The following is an 18,234-nucleotide window of genomic DNA, read 5'->3' on the forward strand; positions in this document are numbered from 1 at the left end:
CCCTGCCGCCGCTTGCCTCTCGCCACCTTGAACGCCGGTAGCCAATGAGCCTCCATCCGCAACTGCAAGCCATCACTGAGCGTGTCATCCGCCGCAGCGCCGCCTCGCGTGCCGCCTACCTGGCCGCGATCGACGCCTCCCTGCGCGAAGGCCCGTTCCGCAGCCGCCTGAGCTGCGGCAACCTCGCCCACGGATTCGCCGCCTGTGGCGGCACCGACAAGAGCCGCCTGCGCGGCGGCGTGACGCCGAACCTGGGCATCATCACCGCCTACAACGACATGCTCTCGGCGCACCAGCCGTTCGAGACCTATCCCGAGCAGATCCGCGAGATCGCCCGCGAGCTCGGTGCTACGGCACAGGTGGCCGGCGGTGTGCCGGCGATGTGCGACGGCGTCACCCAGGGCCGCGGCGGCATGGAACTGTCGCTGTTCTCGCGCGATGTGATCGCGCAGGCGACCGCGATCGGGCTCAGCCACGATATGTTCGACAGCACCGTCTACCTCGGCGTGTGCGACAAGATCGTGCCCGGCCTGCTGATCGGTGCGCTGGCCTTCGGCCACCTGCCGGCGGTGTTCGTGCCGGCCGGCCCGATGACCCCGGGCATCCCCAACAAGCAGAAGGCGGAAGTGCGCGAGCGCTACGCCGCCGGCGAAGCCACCCGCGAAGAGCTGCTGGAAGCCGAGTCCGCCTCATACCACGGCGCCGGCACCTGCACCTTCTACGGCACCGCCAATTCCAACCAGGTGCTGCTGGAAGCGATGGGCGTGCAGCTGCCGGGCGCGTCGTTCGTCAATCCGGGCACGCCGCTGCGCGACGCGCTGACCCGCGAAGCGACCGAACGTGCACTGGACATCACCGCACTGGGCGACGACTTCCGTCCGCTGGGCCGGATCATCGACGAGCGCGCGATCATCAACGCGGTCATCGCGCTGATGGCCACCGGCGGTTCGACCAACCACACCATCCACTGGATCGCGGTGGCGCGTGCCGCCGGAATCGTGCTGACCTGGGACGACTTCGACGAACTGTCGCAGCTGATTCCGCTGCTGGCCCGCGTCTATCCGAACGGCGAGGCCGACGTGAACCGCTTCGCGGCCGCTGGCGGCCCGGCGTTCGTGTTCGGCGAGCTGATCAAGGCGGGCCTGATGCACGGCGATCTGGTCAGCGTGGCGCGCGGCGGCATGGCCGACTACGCACGCGAACCGCAGCTGCGCGATGGCCAGCTGGTCTATCTGCCGGGCCTGGAACGCAGCGCCGATGACGAAGTGGTGCGTGGCGTCGACAATCCGTTCGAGCACCAGGGCGGCCTGCGCCTGCTGCGCGGCAACCTCGGCAAGTCGCTGATCAAGCTGTCGGCGGTAAAGCCGCAGTACCGCACGATCGAAGCGCCGGCCGTGGTGGTCGATGCACCGCAGGTGCTGAACAAGCTGCACGCCGGTGGCCTGCTGCCCCAGCATTTCGTGGCGGTGGTGCGTTACCAGGGCCCGCGTGCCAACGGCATGCCCGAACTGCATTCGCTGGCGCCGCTGCTGGGCCTGTTGCAGAACCAGGGCCGGCGCGTGGCGCTGGTCACCGACGGTCGCCTGTCCGGCGCCTCGGGCAAGATTCCGGCGGCGATCCACGTGACGCCGGAAGCGGCACGCGGCGGTCCGCTGGCCAAGGTCCGCGAGGGCGACATGATCCGCCTTGATGGCGAGGCTGGCACGCTGGAAGTGCTGGTGGACGCGGCCGAATGGGCCGCGCGCCCGCTGGCGCCGAACACCGCGCCTGCCGCGCATGACCTGGGCCGCAACCTGTTCGCGATCAACCGTCGCGTGGTGGGTCCGGCCGACCAGGGCGCGATTTCGATTTCGTGCGGGCCGGCGGCGGCTGATGGCGGGCCGTGGGAGTACGACGCGGAATATGAGCTGGGGCACGATGCCGCAGCGGCGGCGGCGCCGCATGAGGCGAAGGACGCCTGAAGCGAAAAGCCGCGGCAGGCTTCCCGGCCTGGGCAGTAGAGCGCCCTGGCCGGGACACGCCGTAAACCCATCCATGGGGGCTCGGTCGCGGCATCCATGCCGCTCACGGTCCCGGCCAGGGCGCTCTACTGCCCTTGGACAATTCCCGGCGCGTCATTTGCGCTGCGGCCACTGAATCAAGAAGAGCAAAAGGCAAGGGCAAAAGCATGGGTATCGAACAACATCAGGTGAAGGCGGCGGAGCTGTTGCGTGCGGCGGGCATCCTGCCGGTGGTGACGATTCATACGCTGGACCAGGCGCGGGCGGTCAGTGCGGCGCTGCTGGAAGGTGGTTTGCCGGCGATCGAGCTGACCCTGCGTACGCCAGTGGCGATGGAAGCATTGGCGATGCTCAAGCGCGAGCTGCCGGACGTGGTGGTGGGTGCCGGTACGGTGCTGACCGTGGAGCAGATGCAGCAGTCGATCGATGCGGGTGCGGACTTCCTGGTGACCCCGGGTACGCCGCCGGCACTGGCTGATGCACTGGCCGCTGCACCGCTGCCGGTGGTGCCGGGTGCGGCCACCCCGACCGAGCTGCTGTCGCTCTACGCCCGCGGCTTCCGCGTGTGCAAGCTGTTCCCGGCCACGGCCGTGGGCGGGCTGGCGATGATCAAGGGCCTGGCCGGCCCGGTCGCCGATCTCAAGCTGTGCCCTACCGGCGGCATCACCGAAAACACCGCCGCCGAGTACCTCGAACAGAAGAACGTGGTCTGCATTGGTGGCTCGTGGATGGTGCCGGGCAACTGGATCGCCAATGGCGAATGGGACAAGGTGCGCGCCAGCGCCGCTGACGCCGCGAAGATCATCCAGCGCGTTCGCGGCCACTGACAAGAGGATCGGGGTCAGAGCCCTTTCCCGTCGGGAAAGGGATTCGACTCCAAGCTACGAGCGCGCAAAGCGCGCGACCCGCTCCCGCTCTTCCTTCTTCATTCCGCGGTGGACGCGCACGGAAACTGTCCGTGGCCGGGCGGATGGGTTGTGCAGGGGCGTGAGCCGCATGGATGCGGCGACCGAGCTTACAGGGACGTACTTGCAGCGTCCCCTGCTCAACCCATCCGCCCGACCATCCCCCAGAATCCAACCGAACCACCACCGCGAGGGGCTCAGCCGTTGGCCGAACCCCTTACAGCGGCCGTGCCGGATCCACCAACCCGTACTGGCTGGCCATCCGCGCCAGCGCGATGTTGTCGTGGATCCCCATTTTCTCGAACAACCGCGCCTTGTGCGTGTTCACCGTCTTCGCACTCAGGCTCAGGCGCCGCGCGATGTCTTCCTGGCGCAGGCCCTGGGTCAGCAACAGCGCCACCTCAAGCTCGCGCGGCGACAGGTTGTCGAACGGCGAACCATTGCCTTCCACTGTCGACAGCGCCAGATTCTGCGCGATGCTGGTGCCCAGGTAGCGACGACCGGCCGCCACATCACGCACCGCACGCAGCAGTTCCTGCGCATCGCAGCCCTTGCCGATGTAACCGGCCGCACCGGCTTCGAGCAGGCGCTTGGGCAGCGGGCCGTCTTCCAGTACCGACACGATCACCACGCGGGTATTGCGGTGGCTGCGGACGATGCGCTCGGTCACTTCCATGCCGCTCACGCCCGGCAGGTGCAGGTCGCACAGCACCACATCCGGCAGCAGCTGGCGGACTTCACGCAGCGCGTCTTCGCCGGTCTCGGCTTCGCCCACCACCTCGATGTCGGTTTCCCCCGACAGAATCATCTTCATACCGGTGCGGACCAGCGCGTGGTCATCCACCAGGTAGACTCGAATCGTCATTCATGTACCTCTTCGAATGCGGCCATTGCAGGTCAAGCTAGGCAGGGTGCCGATACCCTGCAAGCGCGTCCGGAATGCGGCATCGGCGATCTGCCTTGCGCATCACAGTACCGCGCGTTGTGCTTGCCCCCTGTCTTGCAGAACCTGCTGCAACGAAACAACTGATCTATCACGTAGACGTCCCTCAAGGGCCATCCACGTCAAACCCCCTGTGTTGGTGCTTCGCTGGCCTTCGCTGGCGGCGGGCCGTGACGTCGCCAAGGGTGCCGGCGACTGAACATGACCAGATAGCACCCTACCACCCAAACCAGCGCGGCACACCATCCGGCCAGGATGTCGGAGGGGTAATGCACCCCCAGATAGACCCGCGACACGCTTACCAGCAGGCTGAACGCGGGTGCCAGCATCAGTACCGGCCAGCGCCAACGGGTGTTCCAGGCGAGCAGTACCAAGGTCATGGCAAGGGTCATCGAACCCATCGCATGCCCGCTGGGGAAGCTGAACGTCGATTCCGGCGCGATCGATTCCCACAGGCTGGGGCGCTGCCGCTGGAAGAACTGCTTGCTGCCCATGTTCAGCAGCGCCGACCCTACGAAGCTGACCGCGACGAAGGTCGCCTCGCGCCAGCGCCGGTAGCCCAGCAGCACGCCGATGATCAGCACGTCGGCCGGGATCAGGAACCACTCGTAGCCCAGTTTCGAGATGAGCACGAAGAAGCGGTCCAGCCACGGCGAATGCAGGCCATGCATCTGCCACAGCAGGGGCGCGTCGAAATGGAACGATTCAAACTCGTGCACTTCGTCCGCCAGGGCAACAAAGCCTGCCAACGGCAGCAGCACGCCACCGAACAACAGGACCAGGCGCCAGGCGTTGCGCGCCATCCAGTGGCGGAAGCCGGAGGCTGACTCCGGTGCGGCGAGGATCGCAGGCTTATCCGGCGCTTCGGACATACGTGTGTTCGACGTAATCGTCGATCAGAGCGACGAACTCCTGGGCGATGTTGTCGCCACGCAGGGTCACCTTCTTCTCACCATCGACGAACACCGGCGCCGCAGGCGTCTCACCCGTGCCCGGCAGCGAGATGCCGATGTTGGCGTGACGCGATTCGCCCGGCCCGTTGACGATGCAGCCCATCACCGCCAGGGTCATGTTCTCCGCCCCCGGGTGGTGGACCTTCCACAGCGGCATCTTCTCGCGCACGTGGTTCTGCACCACCTTGGCCAGCTCCTGGAAGAACTCGGAGGTGGTACGGCCGCAGCCCGGGCAGGCCGTGACCAGCGGCGTGAAGGCACGCTGGCCGGTGGTCTGCAGCAGTTCCTGGGCGACGATCACTTCCTGCGTGCGCGACTGGCCCGGCTCCGGGGTCAGCGAGATGCGGATGGTGTCACCGATGCCTTCCTGCAGCAGCACGCCCAGCGCCGCGGACGATGCCACGATGCCCTTGCTGCCGATACCGGCCTCGGTCAGGCCCAGGTGCAGGGCGAAGTCGGAGCGCTGCGCCAGGTCGCGGTACACCGCGATCAGCTCCTGCACGCCACTGACCTTGGCCGACAGCACGATGCGATCGCGCGGCAGGCCCAGCTCCACCGCCTGCTCGGCCGAATCCAGCGCCGAGCGGATCAGCGCCTCGCGCAGCACGCGGCCGGCGTCCCAGGGCTGTTCGCGCAGGTTGTTCTCGTCCATCAGCTTCGCCGCCAGGGCCTGGTCCAGCGATCCCCAGTTGGCGCCGATGCGCACCGGCTTGTTGTAACGGATGGCGAATTCGATCAGCTGGGCGAACTGCAGATCCTTCTTCTTGCCGAAGCCGACGTTGCCCGGGTTGATGCGGTACTTGGCCAGTGCTTCGGCACATGCCGGTTCGGCGGTCAGCAGCTGGTGGCCGTTGTAGTGGAAATCGCCGATCAGCGGCACGTCGATACCCATCATCGCCAGCTTGTCGACAATGCGCGGGATCGCCGCAGCGGCTTCCACGGTATTGACGGTCAGCCGCACCATCTCCGAACCGGCACGCCACAACTCGGCCACCTGCTTCACGCTGGAGGCGACGTCGGAGGTGTCGGTGTTGGTCATCGACTGCACCACCACCGGCTTGCCTCCGCCCACGGTGACTCCGCCGATCTGGACGGCATGGGTCTGGCGGCGCGGCCAGGCAGTGGCATCGGAGGGCGGAGTCGGGCGGGTGACGGCGTCGTGCATGGGCGCATTCTACCGCCCGGCCCTGCATTCGGGGTGACTCGCATTCAGCCGGCGGCACGGCTGCGGCCGATTGTCGCAGGCACGGTCACGCGCGAACGCATACGATGAGCGTGAATGACCGGTCCCGACGCCCCGTTTCTCCGAACCCTGTGCAGCCTGCGCTGGCTTGCAGTAGGCGGCCAGGCCGCCACCATCCTGGTCGCCACCTGGGTGCTGGGGCTGCCGTTGCCGCAGCTGCCGCTGTGGGCCGGCGTGGCGGTGCTGGCCCTGTTCAACATCTATACCCAGCTGCGCCCGGAAGCGGCCGACACCGCACCGCTGACTGCATTCGGCCACATTCTGGTGGACGTGATCATCCTGACCTGGATGGTCGGCTGGAGCGGTGGCATGGCCAATCCGTTCAGCTCGCTGTTCCTGATCCTGATCGCACTGGCCGCGTTCGCCCTGCCCCTGCGCTGGGCGCTGGCGGTCGCGCTGGCCTGCCTGCTCGGCTACGCCGCCAGCGGCATCTTCGGCCAGCCCCTGCCGGACGGCTATTTCCGCGCGCAGGACCTCAACCGCTGGGGCGTGGTCGCCAATTTCCTGATTTCCGCGGCGGTCGTACTGGCCTTCTCCACCCGCCTGGCGCTGGCGCTGCGCCAGCGCGAACTGGAACTCTCGGCCCTGCGCGAACGCTTCGCCCGCAACGAGGGCATCGTCGCTCTGGCCACCCATGCCGCCTCGGTGGCGCATGAGCTGAACACGCCGCTGGCAACCATGACCCTGCTCGCCGACGACGTGGCCGAACGCAGTGAAGAGCCGGAAGTGCGCGAGGACATGGAAACCCTGCGCGAGCTGCTGGTGCAGTGCCGTGAGCGCGTGCTGGCGCTGGCCGCACCGGCCTCGGCCGATGCGCCCGGACGCAGCCATTCCAGCGCGCAGCAGGTGCTGGAGCAATGGCGCCTGGTGCGACCGACCATCGACCTGCACCGCAACGACGATGCGCCGCTGCGGCTGCCGCTCGACCCGGGCGTGGGCCACCTGCTGATGGTCCTGCTCAACAATGCCGCCGATGCCGGCGAACAGGCCGGCCGGCCGCGCGTGGACCTGGACCTGCGCATCGAAGGCGACGATCTGATCGGCGAAGTACGCGACTACGGCCACGGCTTCAACGCGCGCGCCGCGGTGCTGCCGGGCAAGCTGTTCGGCAGCAGCAAGAGTGAAGGCATGGGGGTCGGCCTGGCCCTGTCCCATGCCACGATCGAACGCCTCGACGGCGAGATGTGGATGCGCCCGGCCCAGGGGGCCGGCAGCCGCGTCGGCTTCCGCCTGCCGCTGGCCCCACGCGAGGAAACCCCATGAGCGCCTCAACCCTCGGCCTGCTGGTCGACGACGACGAACTGTACCTGCGCACCCTGCAGCGCAGCCTGGCCCGCAAGGGGCTTGAAACGCAGACCGCGCAGGATGCCGCCAGCGCGCTGGCACTGGCCCGCCAGCACCCACCCGCGTTCGCCCTGATCGACCTGAAGCTGGGCAGCGATTCCGGCCTGGCGCTGATCCAGCCGCTGCGTGCGCTGCGCGCGGACATGCGCATCCTGCTGGTGACCGGCTACGCCAGCATCGCCACTGCGGTGGAAGCGATCAAGCTCGGTGCGGACGATTACCTGCCCAAGCCAGCCACGGTACCGATGATCCTTCGCGCTTTGGGCGAGGAGGATGACGGCCCGGCCGACGATGGCGAAATGGAAGTGCCCGACGCGATGACACCGATCAGCCGCCTGCAGTGGGAACACATCCAGCAGGCGATGCACGAGACCGGCGGCAACGTGTCGGCAGCCGCGCGCCTGCTCGGCATGCACCGGCGCTCGCTGCAGCGCAAGCTGGCCAAGCGGCCCAGCCCGGAACGCGACCCGAGCCGCTGAGGCACCACGCCCTTCATGGTAGTGCCGGCCGCTGGCCGGCAACCCGTCCGCTCCGGTAGTGCCGGCCGCTGGCCGGCATCCAGGTGATGCTTCAATCGTTCATGAGGTTGCCGGCCAGCGGCCGGCACTACCAGAGCCTCAGCCCTTCAGCTGCGCAAGGATCTCGCGGGTCATCGGGTCGGCAACGGCCACATCCTCGCCCTGCAGCGCCGGCAGCAGGCCGCTGGCCAGCTGCTTGCCCAGTTCGACACCGAACTGGTCGAAGGCGTTGATGTTCCAGATCACCGACTGTACGTACACGGCGTGTTCGTACATGGCGATCAGCGCACCCAGCGCCTGCGGGGTCAGCGCGTCGAGCAGGATCAGCGTGCTCGGGCGGCCGCCCGGGTAATCACGGTGCGGGTCGTCGCTGCCCTGGCCATTGGCCAGTGCTTCGGTCTGCGCCAGCAGATTGGCCAGCAGGGTCTGATGATTGATCGTGTAGGGATCGTCGTTGTGCACGCAGCCGATGAAGTCGGCCGGAACGATGCTGGTGCCCTGGTGCAGTGCCTGGAAGAAGCTGTGCTGCACATCGGTGCCCGCGCCTCCCCACCACACCGGCACGGTATCGGTGGTGACCGGCTGGCCATCACGCTGCACACGCTTGCCCAGGCTTTCCATCACCAGCTGCTGCAGGTAGGCCGGCAACAGCGCCAGGCGCTGGTCGTAGGTCATCACCGCATGCGTGGCATGGCCCAGCAGGTTGCGGTTCCAGAGGTCGGTCAGGCCGTGCAGCACCGGCAGGTTGCGCTCCAGCGGTGCATCCAGCGCATGCGCATCCATCTGCGCAGCACCTTCCAGCAGCTGTTCAAAGCGCTCGAAGCCGATCGCCAGCGCGATCGGGAAACCGACCGCAGACCACAGCGAATAGCGGCCGCCGACCCAATCCCACATCGGCAGCACACGATCGGCGGCGATGGCAAAGGCCTTGGCGGCACGTTCCGGATTGGCACTGACCGCGTACAGGCGATCGCTGCCCCCCAGCCAGTCGTGCAGGATCTGGCCATTGAGCAGGGTTTCCTGGGTGCCGAAGGTCTTGGAGATCAGGATGCCGGCGGTCTTGGCCGGATCCAGCGTGGCCAGCGTACGCTGCATGGCCGCGCCGTCCACGTTCGATACGAAATGCACGCGCAGGCGCGCACCGCTGACCGGACGCAGCGCGTCGGCGACCAGGCGCGGGCCAAGGTCGGAACCACCGATGCCGACACTGACTACATCGGTCACGCCACTGTCTTCCAGCGCGCGCACCAGCACGCCCATGCGCTGGCGGATCTCGCGCGCGGTGGCATAGGCCTCGGCCGCCACCGGCGCATCGACCACGTCGCCGCGCAGTGCGGTGTGCAGCGCGGCGCGACCTTCGGTCAGGTTGACCTGCTCGCCACGGAACAGGCGGGTGATGGCACCACCGACATCACGGTCGGCAGCCAGCGCCAGCAATGCCTGCAACGCCGCGGCATCGTATTTCTGCCGGGCGAAGTTGACGTACAACGGACCGACCCTCAGCGCCAGGTCCTGGACGCGGCCGGGTTCGGCGGCGAGCAGGCCGGGGATGCTTGCGCCCTTCAGGCGCTGGGCGTGGGAATGCAGCGAGTCGAATCCGTTGTTCGTTGTCATGCGGCCTGGGTCGGGATCGTGTCGTTGGTGTGGGTGATCTGGTTCTTGCCATCAACGTACACCAGCTTCGGCTTGAAGCTGTCGGCTTCCTGCTCGGTCATGCTGGCGAACGCGGCAATGATGATGATGTCACCGACCTGCACGTGGCGCGCGGCGCCACCGTTGAGCGAGACAACGCCGCTGCCGGCTTCGGCGCGGATGGCATAGGTCGAGAAGCGCGCACCGTTGGTCACGTCCCAGATGTGCACCTGCTCGAACTCGCGGATGCCGGTGGCAGCCAGCAGGTTGTCATCGATGGCGATCGAGCCTTCGTAGTTCAGCTCGGAATGGGTGACGGTGGCGCGGTGGATCTTGGTCTTGAGCAGGGACAGGTGCATGGGGGCGCTGCAACGGCAAAGGAAAGAGCGGATTCTAGCACCCGCTTGGCCGTCGTCAGGGGCCTGCGGCAGGACGCTGAAGGCCGTTCAGGCGCCCTCGCCCGGCGGCGGCGCCGTGGCATGGACGGCACCGCCCTGCAGTGACAGCCTGAACACCGTATGGAAGGCCAGCCGGAGGCCAGGCCCAGGCCCCCTGCAGCCAACACCGTCAGCCCATAGCTGATCACATCGAATGTATCGACATAGCGCAGGCGCTGCAGCAGCGGCACATGGATCGCGCCCGGCCACTCATGGATGGCCATGGCCAGCGCGCCCAGAGCAGCCCCTGCAAGTACGAAGCGGGTCCGGCGCAGGGGCCGCCGAGATCGCGGGAGCAGCGCCATCGGCAGGAACACCGCGATGGCGCTGCAGACGCCCAGCCCGAACATCAGTCCACCGCCGGTGAGCGCGGGCATCGGCGTGCGCCTGAATTCAAGCGCGAACAACAGGCCGCCAAACAGCTGCGCCGGCAGCATGCCGGCAGCCAGCACGGCCAGGATCAACGCCTGCGCAAGCCGACCAGCGTCAGTGGAGGGTGTCTTCATTGCCGTTCTCCCGTCCATGGGAAGGTGCGAGGCGCCCATTGTGGGCGCCCCCGGGCCGCATGCGGCTCAGAACTCCAGGTTGTCGATCAGGCGGGTGGAGCCCAGGCGCGCGGCGATCAGCGCTACGCGGCCACCGCCATCGAACGTCGGCTCGGCCAGCTCCGGGGTGCGCAGCACCGCATAGTCAACCTGGAAACCGGCCGCCTGCAATGCCGCCGTGGCGTCGGCCTCGATGCGATCACGCGCCTGCCCGGCCACGTAGCCTTCGCGCATGCCCAGCAGGGTGCGGTGGATGGTGGTCGCGACCGGGCGCTGTTCGGCGCTCAGGTACTGGTTGCGCGAACTCTTGGCCAGGCCATCCTCGTCGCGCACGATGTCCGCGCCGACGATCTGGATCGGGAACGACAGCTCAGCCACCATCTGCCGGATCACCGCCAGCTGCTGGTAGTCCTTGCGGCCGAACACGGCCACGTCCGGCTGCACCTGCAGGAACAGGCGCGCCACCACGGTGCAGACGCCATCGAAGTGGCCCGGCCGGCTGGCGCCTTCCAGCACCTCACTGACACCCGGCGCATGCATCTGCGTGGTCTTGTCCACGCCCAGCGGGTACATCACCTCGACGCTGGGCAGCCACACCGCGTCGCAGCCGGCCTGCTCCAGTCCGGCCACGTCGGCCTCGGGCGTGCGCGGGTAGCGATTGAAATCCTCGTTGGGGCCGAACTGGGTCGGATTGACGAAAATGCTCGCCACCACCTTGTCGGCGTACTGGCGGGCCAGCGCCACCAGCGAATGGTGGCCGCCATGCAGGTTGCCCATGGTCGGCACCAGCGCCACGCGCAGGCCGTCCTGCTTCCACTGGGCGATCTGCGCGCGCAGTGCGCCGAGTTCGTTGAAGGTCTGGATCATTGGGCGTAGGCGTGCTGTTCGTCGGGGAAGCTGCCGTCGCGCACGGCGTCGGCGTAGGCGCGGGTGGCACCGGCCACCGAACCGCCTTCGGCAAGGAAGTCCTTGACGAACTTGGGACGGCGATGGCCGCTGTCCAGGCCGAGGAAGTCGTGCAGCACCAGCACCTGGCCGTCGCACTGCGGGCCGGCACCGATGCCGATGGTCGGCACATCCACCGCGGCGGTCACTTCCGCGGCGACCGGGGTCGGCACGCATTCGAGCACCATGATGCTGGCACCGGCCGCGGCCACGGCCTTGGCATCGTCGACCAGCTGGCGGGCGGCATCGCCGCGGCCCTGGATCTTGAAGCCGCCCAGGCGCAGCACCGATTGCGGGGTCAGGCCCAGATGCGCACAGACCGGAATCTCACGCTCAACCAGGTAGCGGATGATGTCGACCTTGAAGCCGGCACCTTCGATCTTGACCATCTCGGCACCGGCCTGCAGCAGCTGCAGCGAAGCATCCAGCGCGCGCTCCGGAGTGGCATCGGCGCCGAACGGCAGATCGGCCACCAGCAGCGCGCGCTGCAGCACACGGGCCACGGCGCGGGTGTGGTAGACCATGTCGGCCACGGTCACCGGCAGGGTCGAATCATGGCCCTGCACGACCATGCCCAGCGAATCGCCAATCAGGATCAGGTCGACACCATTGGCATCGAAGGTGCGGGCAAAGCCAGCGTCGTAGGCGGTCAACATGACCAGCTTCTGGCCATTGCGCTTGGCCTCGGCCAGGGCGGGAACGGTCCAGGGCTTGCTGTCTGCGTGGGTGCTCATGTGCTGATAACCGGGGGAGATAACCCGGGCATTATCACCCTATCGGCGCGATCCCGCAGGCATCCACCCGCATCACTGCATCCCGCACGCGGCCATGGCCGGGGATGGCCAGATCTGGCGCGATTTCGGCCAGCGGCACCAGCACGAAGGCACGCTCGTGCATGTAGGGGTGCGGCACCTGCAGGCCGGGCTGGTCGAGCACCTGCGCGCCATACAGCAGCAGGTCCAGGTCCAGCGCGCGCGGCCCCCAGTGCACCGCCGGATCGCGCACGCGACCAAAGCGCTGCTCCAGCGCCAGCATCGCCTGCAGCAGTTCATCGGCTGCCAGTGACGTTTCGACCGCGGCCACCGCGTTGACGAACGGTGACTGGTCTTCATTGCCCCAGGCCGGCGTTGCGTACAGGCGCGAGGCCTGCAGCACGCGGGTCCCGGGCAGGCCGTCCAGCGCAGTGATCGCCGCGCCGACAGTCGTGGCCGCATCGCCGAGGTTGGCGCCGAGGCCGATCCACGCTGGCATCATTGCTTATTCGCCAGCTGCACCGGCCGAGGCCCCCGGGCGGCGGCGACGACGGCGACGCTTGCGCGGTGCTCCGTTCTCGTCATCGCCCTCTTCGCTGTGCATCGCGTCCAGCGAAGATTCCAGCTCGCGGCCCGACTGGGCCTGTGCCTCGCGCCAGAATTCAACATCGGCAGCGTGCTCGGCCGAGGCCACCTGGCGCAGGCTGAGGAAGTCGAACGCGGCGCGGAAGCGCGGATGGGTGAGCGTGCGGAACACGCGCTTGCGCTGGCGCGAGCTGAAACGCGACTGCAGCAGCCAGATTTCCTGCATCGGCAGCGAGAAGCGGCGCGGCAGCGCGATGGTGCTCAGCTGCTGCACGGTGACGCGGTCGGCGGCACGACGCTGCGCCTCTTCCGGCGCCACGCCCTGCTTGAGCAGGGTCGCCTGGGCGCGGCAGAACGCCGGCCACAGCAACAGCGCGAACAGGAACGCCGGCGAGACCGGCTCGTCGTTGGCCACGCGGGCATCGGTATTGGCCAGGCCCTCGACCAGCATGCGGCGCAGCGCGCCGGTGCGGTTGGACTTCAACGCCCTGGCGCTTTCCGGGAACAGCACGTCGAGCAGACCGTAGCGCTCCAGGCCTTCGAAGCTGGCCACGCCGTGCCCGGACAGGAACAGCTTCAGCACTTCCTCGAACAGGCGTGCCGGCGCGGCTTCGTTGAGCAGGCCAGCCAGCTGCGGGATCGGCGCGGCGGTGCCCTCTTCGATCTGGAAGCCGAGCTTGGCCGCCAGGCGCACGGCGCGCAGCATGCGCACCGGGTCTTCCTGGTAGCGCTGCACCGGGTCGCCGATGAGCTTCATCAGGCGCGCCTGCACGTCTTCGAAGCCGCCGGTGTAGTCACGCACCGAGAAATCCTCGATGGCGTAGTACAGGGCGTTGCAGGTGAAGTCGCGGCGGACGGCGTCGTCTTCGATGGTGCCGTACACGTTGTCGCGCACAAGCATGCCGTTTTCCATCTCGCGGTCGCCACTACCGTCATCGCTGTTGGCGCGGAAGGTGGCGACTTCGATGATCTCGCGGCCGAACACAACGTGGGCGAGGCGGAAACGGCGGCCGATCAGGCGGCAGTTGCGGAACAGCTGCTTGACCTGTTCGGGCGTGGCGTCGGTGGCCACGTCGAAATCCTTGGGTTGGCCATTGACCAGCAGGTCGCGCACCGCGCCGCCGACAAGGTAGGCGCCGAAGCCGGCATCGCGCAGGCGATAAAGCACGCGCAGGGCGTTCGGGCTGATGTCCTTGCGGGAGATCGTGTGCTGGTCGCGCGGGATGACGCGCAGGCTGAACGGTGATGTAGCAGAGGAAATGATGTTGGCGCTTCCGGTTGAAGTTTCGGGATTGCCCAATGGCATCGAGGTGCATATACTAGCGCTCCTGCCTCGGCAGCGACACAGTTACGCTCCCTTCGTCTAGTGGTTAGGACGTGGCCCTCTCAAGGCTAAAACAGGGGTTCGAGTCCCCTAGGGAGCGCCAGTCGCTGCAGCAGGAACCGAAAAAGCCCGCCTTGTGCGGGCTTTTCTGTTTTCCGGGCCTGCAATCGGCTTGAGCCGGTGGGGTCACCCAGGGCAGGACACGCCGTAAACCCATCCATGGGGGCTCGATGGCGCCATCCATGGCGCCAACGGTCCTGCCCTGGGTGACCCCACCGGCTCTGGACGGTTTCCCGCGAGCTGCGGCAACAACCGACCAGCGCTTCGCCGCATCCGCACGCACCATGAACTGTCAGGAGGGGCAGGCCGCCCTCTCACACTCTGGACAAGCAGGCGCCAACGGAACGCAACCGAAGCCAGTCGCCGTCAGCCTTCCATCTGCTCCAGCTCCTTGCCCTTGGTCTCGCGTACGTAGCGGACCACGAAGACAATCGAGAGGATCGCCGCGACCGCGTAGATGCCATAGGCGCCGGCCAGGCCGATGCCGGCCAGCAGCATCGGGAAGGTCACGGTGATCGCGAAGTTCGAGGTCCATTGCGCCGCACCCGCCACCGCCAGCGCCGGGCCGCGGATCTGGTTGGGGAACATCTCGCCCAGCATCACCCACATCACCGGGCCCCAGGACATGTTGAAGAACACCACGTAGACATTGGCCGCGACCAGCGCCAGCCGGCCCATGCCGTCGGACAGCTGCAGGCGACCGTCGGCCAGGCTTCCACTGGCGAACGCGACCACCATCAGCACCAGCGCCACCGACATGCCGACCGAGCCGATCCACAGCAGCGGCTTGCGCCCGATGCGGTCGATCAACAGCACCGTCAGCAGGCAGGCGCCGATGCTCAGTGCGCCGGACAACACATTGATCAGCAGCGCGTCGCTTTCCGAGAAGCCCACCGCCTGCCACAGCACCGCGCCGTAGTAGAACACCACATTGATGCCGACCAGCTGCTGGAACATGGCCAGGCCGATACCCACCCAGAGGATCGGGCGCAGCTTGCCGGTGGCCTTGTTGCGCAGGTCGCCGAAGCGCGGCTTGTGCTGGTCCTGGGCCAGGCTGGTTTCGATCTCGGCCTGCTTGGCCGCCGCCGCGGTATCACCGTACAGCCGCGCGAGCACCGCCCTCGCCTGCTGCTGGCGCCCCTTCAGGACCAGGAAGCGCGGGCTTTCCGGAATCACCAGCAACAACAGCAGGAACAGCCCCGACGGCAGCGCCTGCATCCAGAACATCCAGCGCCAGGCCTCATGACCCAGCCACAACGGCTCGGTCGACGCCCCGGCGGCGCGGGCCAGCAGGTAGTTGCTGAGGAACGCCGCGAACAGGCCGCAGATGATCGCCATCTGCTGCACTGTGGCCAGGCGCCCGCGATAGCGCGCCGACGCCACCTCGGCGATGTAGGCCGGCGACATCACGCTGGCCGCCCCTACTGCAAAGCCGCCCAGCACGCGGGCCGCGATGAACAGCCACGAGGCGTGGGCTGCGCCGGCGCCCAGCGCCGAAACCAGGAACATCAGCGCCGACACGATCAGGACGCCGCGGCGTCCCAGGCGGTCGCCCAGCCAGCCGGCCAGGAACGCACCGATCGCGCAGCCCAGCAGCATCGAGGCGACTTCGAAACCGAGCGCCGCCTCGCTGGAATTGAAGGCCTGGCGCAGGCCATCGACCGTGCCATTGATGACACCACTGTCGAAGCCGAACAGGAATCCACCGAGCGTGGCCACGCAGCTGATCAGGACGATGAATGCAGTGTTCTCACCGCCATGGGGTGCGATGCTGGGCTTGGCTGGCGACATTGACGATCCTGCTGGGAAGGGGGCCGGCCACCCGACGCAGCCGGCTGACCCGCAGCGTCGCACAGGCCCCGCCCTGCCGCCAATGACTGCCACGGCCGCGCCTGCCAGACGCCCGATTTCCGCCCCGCGCCGACAGCGGGGGCCAACCTGTTCTAGAATTGGCGGGTTCAGGAATCGATCCACCCCCAGCCCATGCCCTTTGTCGTCACCGAAAACTGCATCAAGTGCAAACACACCGATTGCGTGGAAGTGTGCCCCGTGGATTGCTTCCACGAAGGCCCGAACTTCCTGGTGATCGACCCGGATGAGTGCATCGACTGCACCCTCTGCGAGCCGGAGTGCCCGGTCAATGCGATCTTCCCGGAGGACGATGTCCCCGCCGGCCAGGAAGGCTTCGTCGCCCTCAACGCCGAGCTGGCGAAGGAGTGGCCGGTGCTGACCGTGCGCAAGGACCCGCCCGCCGACGCCGGCGAATGGGATGGCAAGCCGGACAAGCTGAAGCTGCTGGAGCGCTGAGAAGCGCCCACGGCGGCAACGAAAAGGGCGCCCACGGGCGCCCTTTTCTGTTTTCCGGTGAACGCCAACCGCAAGATCCGGCATGCCAGCCTTGCGATCCGGCATGCCAACCTTGCGATCCGGTAGGTGCCAACCTTGGTTGGCACAGAAGCGCCGACCAAGGTCAGCCTCTACCAGAGGCAGCCCTTACTGGGCCAGCTTCGCCTTCAGCGCGGCGATCAGCTTCACCGGCGCTTCGGCGGTGGCCGGCAGGCCACGCGGGTCGACCGCGGAGATGTAGGCGCCGGCATCGACGGCGACCACGCGGACCAGGAAGTTGCTGCCTTCGTAGGCCACGTCATACGAGCCGAGCAGCTGGGCGCGGCTGGCGATGGTCACGCCCTCCACGCCTTCCAGCGCGGTACCGACCTTGGCGAAGGCTTCATCCTTGCCACCGGCGATGGTGAAACCGGTATTGCCAACGGCCGGAGCCGCAGCCGCCGGCGCTGCCGGCTTGGTGGCCGACACCAGCGCCGGCACCTTGTTGTCACCGGTGGTGGCCGGCAGGTTGAGGTCCGGCGGCACTTCCAGCGGACGCATTTCCGGGGCCAGGGCATAGTCGCCCTTGACGCCACGCTTGAAGCAGCCGGTGGTGCCGGCGGCAACGGCCACCGCAAGCAGGGCGTAGGACAGCACGCGGACAGTGGAAACGGATTGACGCATGTGAATCTCCTGGGTCAGACCAAGACGAAAGGTCAGTGGCTGGAAAGGGCTTCAAGGGCGGCGATGTCGCCGGCAAGATGGTCGGCGGCCGCGTGGTGCGGCGCGGACAGCGGCAGCAGCGGCAGGCGCAGGTCATGGCCGATGCCGATACGGCGCAGCAGCGCCTTGACCGGAATCGGGTTCGGTTCAACACCGCAGAAATCATGGAACGGCTGCAGGCGCGCGTCCCAGGACTCGGTGGCTTCGTGGTCATGGGCGGCGGCCAGCTCGCACATGCGGCGGTAGGCGCCGGGCAGCACATTGGAGCCGACCGAGATCAGGCCGTCGATACCGGCCCGGATCGAACGCGCGGCCGTACCGTCGTCGCCGCTGAGCACGGCGAACTGCGGGCTGCGCAGTGCGAGCAGCGCCTGCACCCGGCCGGTGTCGCCCACCGCCTCCTTGATGCCGACGATGTTGGGGTGGCTGGCCAGTTCGGCCACGGTCTCCGGCTGCATGTCGCAACCGGTACGGCCGGGCACGTTGTACAGCACGACCGGCAACCCGCCCTGGTCGGCGACCGCACGATAATGGGCAATCAGACCGGCCTGGGTCGGCCTCACGTAAGGCGGGGTGACCACCAGTGCATGGCTGGCGCCAAGCGCGGCCGCACGACGGGTCTGTTCGATGGTTTTGGCGGTACCGGACAGGCCGGTGCCGGCCATGACCGGGATGCGGCCGCCAATGCGTTCGACCGCGCTGGCCAGCAGCAGGTCGTACTCGGCATCGGTGAGGGTTGCCGCTTCGCCGGTCGAGCCGGCAACGACAACGCCATGGACGCCACCTTCCAGTTGCAGGTGCAGCAGGCGCTGCCAACCGTCGGGATCGAGGGCGCCGTCGGCCCGGAACGGGGTCGCCAGCGCGGTGATGAGGCCGGAAAGGGACAAGGACGTGCTGCTCTTGGCTGGAAAGGGAAAACGCCCGCCACGAAAGGCCGGGGGCGACCTGAATGTTACTTGCGGCGCGAAAGCACGGGCAAGTATGCTGGACACCGGTGGAT

The 18,234-nt window shown here is 67.7% G+C and carries 17 protein-coding genes, 1 tRNA gene and 1 pseudogene; 6 read left to right on the forward strand and 13 right to left on the reverse strand.

The annotated features are described in order from the left end of the window. The first annotated feature begins 44 nt into the window (after positions 1-44). Both edd and eda read left to right on the forward strand, forming a co-directional pair. Complete coding sequence (gene edd, locus AC5P9F_RS08065) at positions 45-1,961, forward strand: phosphogluconate dehydratase (RefSeq protein WP_099498286.1); 1,917 nt, start codon at positions 45-47, stop codon at positions 1,959-1,961. A gap of 206 nt (positions 1,962-2,167) precedes the next feature. Next, on the forward strand, positions 2,168-2,827 hold the full coding sequence (gene eda / locus AC5P9F_RS08070; protein ID WP_005409068.1) for a bifunctional 4-hydroxy-2-oxoglutarate aldolase/2-dehydro-3-deoxy-phosphogluconate aldolase: 660 nt from the start codon (positions 2,168-2,170) through the stop codon (positions 2,825-2,827). Between the two features lie 295 nt (positions 2,828-3,122). Here eda and AC5P9F_RS08075 read toward each other — a convergent pair whose 3' ends face one another. The 3 genes from AC5P9F_RS08075 to ispG all read right to left on the reverse strand — a co-directional run bounded on the left by AC5P9F_RS08075 (position 3,123) and on the right by ispG (position 5,966). Next, a complete protein-coding gene (locus AC5P9F_RS08075; protein WP_005409067.1) occupies positions 3,123-3,770 on the reverse strand; it encodes a response regulator in 648 nt (215 codons plus the stop codon). Positions 3,771-3,970: 200 nt separating this feature from the next. Next, positions 3,971-4,720: a phosphatase PAP2 family protein gene (locus AC5P9F_RS08080; RefSeq protein WP_099498285.1), complete on the reverse strand. Its 750-nt coding sequence runs from the start codon at positions 4,718-4,720 to the stop codon at positions 3,971-3,973. Then, positions 4,701-5,966 carry a flavodoxin-dependent (E)-4-hydroxy-3-methylbut-2-enyl-diphosphate synthase gene (ispG, locus tag AC5P9F_RS08085; RefSeq protein ID WP_049402624.1) on the reverse strand — a complete coding sequence of 422 codons (1,266 nt, stop codon included), beginning with the start codon at positions 5,964-5,966 and terminating at the stop codon, positions 4,701-4,703. Before ispG ends, AC5P9F_RS08080 begins: the two co-directional genes overlap by 20 nt. 114 nt (positions 5,967-6,080) lie before the next feature. Between ispG and AC5P9F_RS08090 the strand changes: the two genes are divergently transcribed. Both AC5P9F_RS08090 and AC5P9F_RS08095 read left to right on the forward strand, forming a co-directional pair. Continuing rightward, complete coding sequence (locus AC5P9F_RS08090; protein WP_005412965.1) at positions 6,081-7,307, forward strand: ATP-binding protein; 1,227 nt, start codon at positions 6,081-6,083, stop codon at positions 7,305-7,307. Continuing rightward, complete coding sequence (locus tag AC5P9F_RS08095) at positions 7,304-7,867, forward strand: response regulator transcription factor (protein WP_005409063.1); 564 nt, start codon at positions 7,304-7,306, stop codon at positions 7,865-7,867. The genes AC5P9F_RS08090 and AC5P9F_RS08095 overlap by 4 nt, the downstream gene beginning before the upstream one ends. A 138-nt stretch (positions 7,868-8,005) precedes the next feature. Here the strand turns inward: AC5P9F_RS08095 and pgi are convergent, their stop codons facing one another. From pgi to pcnB, 7 genes and pseudogenes are all read right to left on the reverse strand, one after another. After that, positions 8,006-9,520, reverse strand: a complete 1,515-nt coding sequence (pgi, locus tag AC5P9F_RS08100; RefSeq protein WP_099498284.1) for a glucose-6-phosphate isomerase — start codon at positions 9,518-9,520, stop codon at positions 8,006-8,008. Next, on the reverse strand, positions 9,517-9,897 hold the full coding sequence (gene panD, locus AC5P9F_RS08105) for an aspartate 1-decarboxylase (protein WP_005409061.1): 381 nt from the start codon (positions 9,895-9,897) through the stop codon (positions 9,517-9,519). The genes pgi and panD overlap by 4 nt, the downstream gene beginning before the upstream one ends. A gap of 87 nt (positions 9,898-9,984) precedes the next feature. Continuing rightward, a pseudogene (locus AC5P9F_RS08110) lies at positions 9,985-10,481 on the reverse strand (hypothetical protein). 66 nt (positions 10,482-10,547) lie between these two features. Further along, positions 10,548-11,387 (reverse strand): pantoate--beta-alanine ligase, encoded by an 840-nt coding sequence (gene panC, locus AC5P9F_RS08115; protein ID WP_059033998.1) that lies wholly within the window; start codon positions 11,385-11,387, stop codon positions 10,548-10,550. Beyond that, the gene (panB, locus tag AC5P9F_RS08120) at positions 11,384-12,199 is read right to left on the reverse strand and encodes a 3-methyl-2-oxobutanoate hydroxymethyltransferase (RefSeq protein WP_059033996.1); all 816 of its coding nucleotides are present in this window, start codon (positions 12,197-12,199) and stop codon (positions 11,384-11,386) included. The genes panC and panB overlap by 4 nt, the downstream gene beginning before the upstream one ends. Positions 12,200-12,233: 34 nt before the next feature. Further along, positions 12,234-12,719 carry a 2-amino-4-hydroxy-6-hydroxymethyldihydropteridine diphosphokinase gene (gene folK, locus AC5P9F_RS08125; protein ID WP_099498283.1) on the reverse strand — a complete coding sequence of 162 codons (486 nt, stop codon included), beginning with the start codon at positions 12,717-12,719 and terminating at the stop codon, positions 12,234-12,236. A gap of 3 nt (positions 12,720-12,722) precedes the next feature. Continuing rightward, the gene (gene pcnB / locus AC5P9F_RS08130; protein ID WP_032965757.1) at positions 12,723-14,102 is read right to left on the reverse strand and encodes a polynucleotide adenylyltransferase PcnB; all 1,380 of its coding nucleotides are present in this window, start codon (positions 14,100-14,102) and stop codon (positions 12,723-12,725) included. A gap of 52 nt (positions 14,103-14,154) precedes the next feature. Here pcnB and AC5P9F_RS08135 point away from each other — a divergent pair. After that, positions 14,155-14,229, forward strand: a tRNA-Glu gene (locus AC5P9F_RS08135). A 323-nt stretch (positions 14,230-14,552) separates the two neighbouring features. Here the strand turns inward: AC5P9F_RS08135 and AC5P9F_RS08140 are convergent. Further along, positions 14,553-15,977, reverse strand: a complete 1,425-nt coding sequence (locus tag AC5P9F_RS08140) for a sugar porter family MFS transporter (RefSeq protein WP_099498282.1) — start codon at positions 15,975-15,977, stop codon at positions 14,553-14,555. Positions 15,978-16,169: 192 nt separating this feature from the next. On the opposite strand from AC5P9F_RS08140, the gene fdxA reads away from it, so the two are divergent. Continuing rightward, positions 16,170-16,493, forward strand: coding sequence for a ferredoxin FdxA (gene fdxA / locus AC5P9F_RS08145; RefSeq protein WP_005409054.1), 324 nt, complete (start codon positions 16,170-16,172; stop codon positions 16,491-16,493). Between the two features lie 186 nt (positions 16,494-16,679). On the opposite strand, the gene AC5P9F_RS08150 is transcribed toward fdxA, so the two are convergent. Both AC5P9F_RS08150 and dapA read right to left on the reverse strand, forming a co-directional pair. Then, positions 16,680-17,195, reverse strand: coding sequence for a hypothetical protein (locus AC5P9F_RS08150; RefSeq protein ID WP_005409053.1), 516 nt, complete (start codon positions 17,193-17,195; stop codon positions 16,680-16,682). Between the two features lie 32 nt (positions 17,196-17,227). Then, positions 17,228-18,121 carry a 4-hydroxy-tetrahydrodipicolinate synthase gene (gene dapA, locus AC5P9F_RS08155; RefSeq protein ID WP_005409052.1) on the reverse strand — a complete coding sequence of 298 codons (894 nt, stop codon included), beginning with the start codon at positions 18,119-18,121 and terminating at the stop codon, positions 17,228-17,230. Positions 18,122-18,234 lie beyond the last annotated feature (113 nt).

This window comes from Stenotrophomonas sp. YJH_SMC_4 (assembly GCF_059371575.1).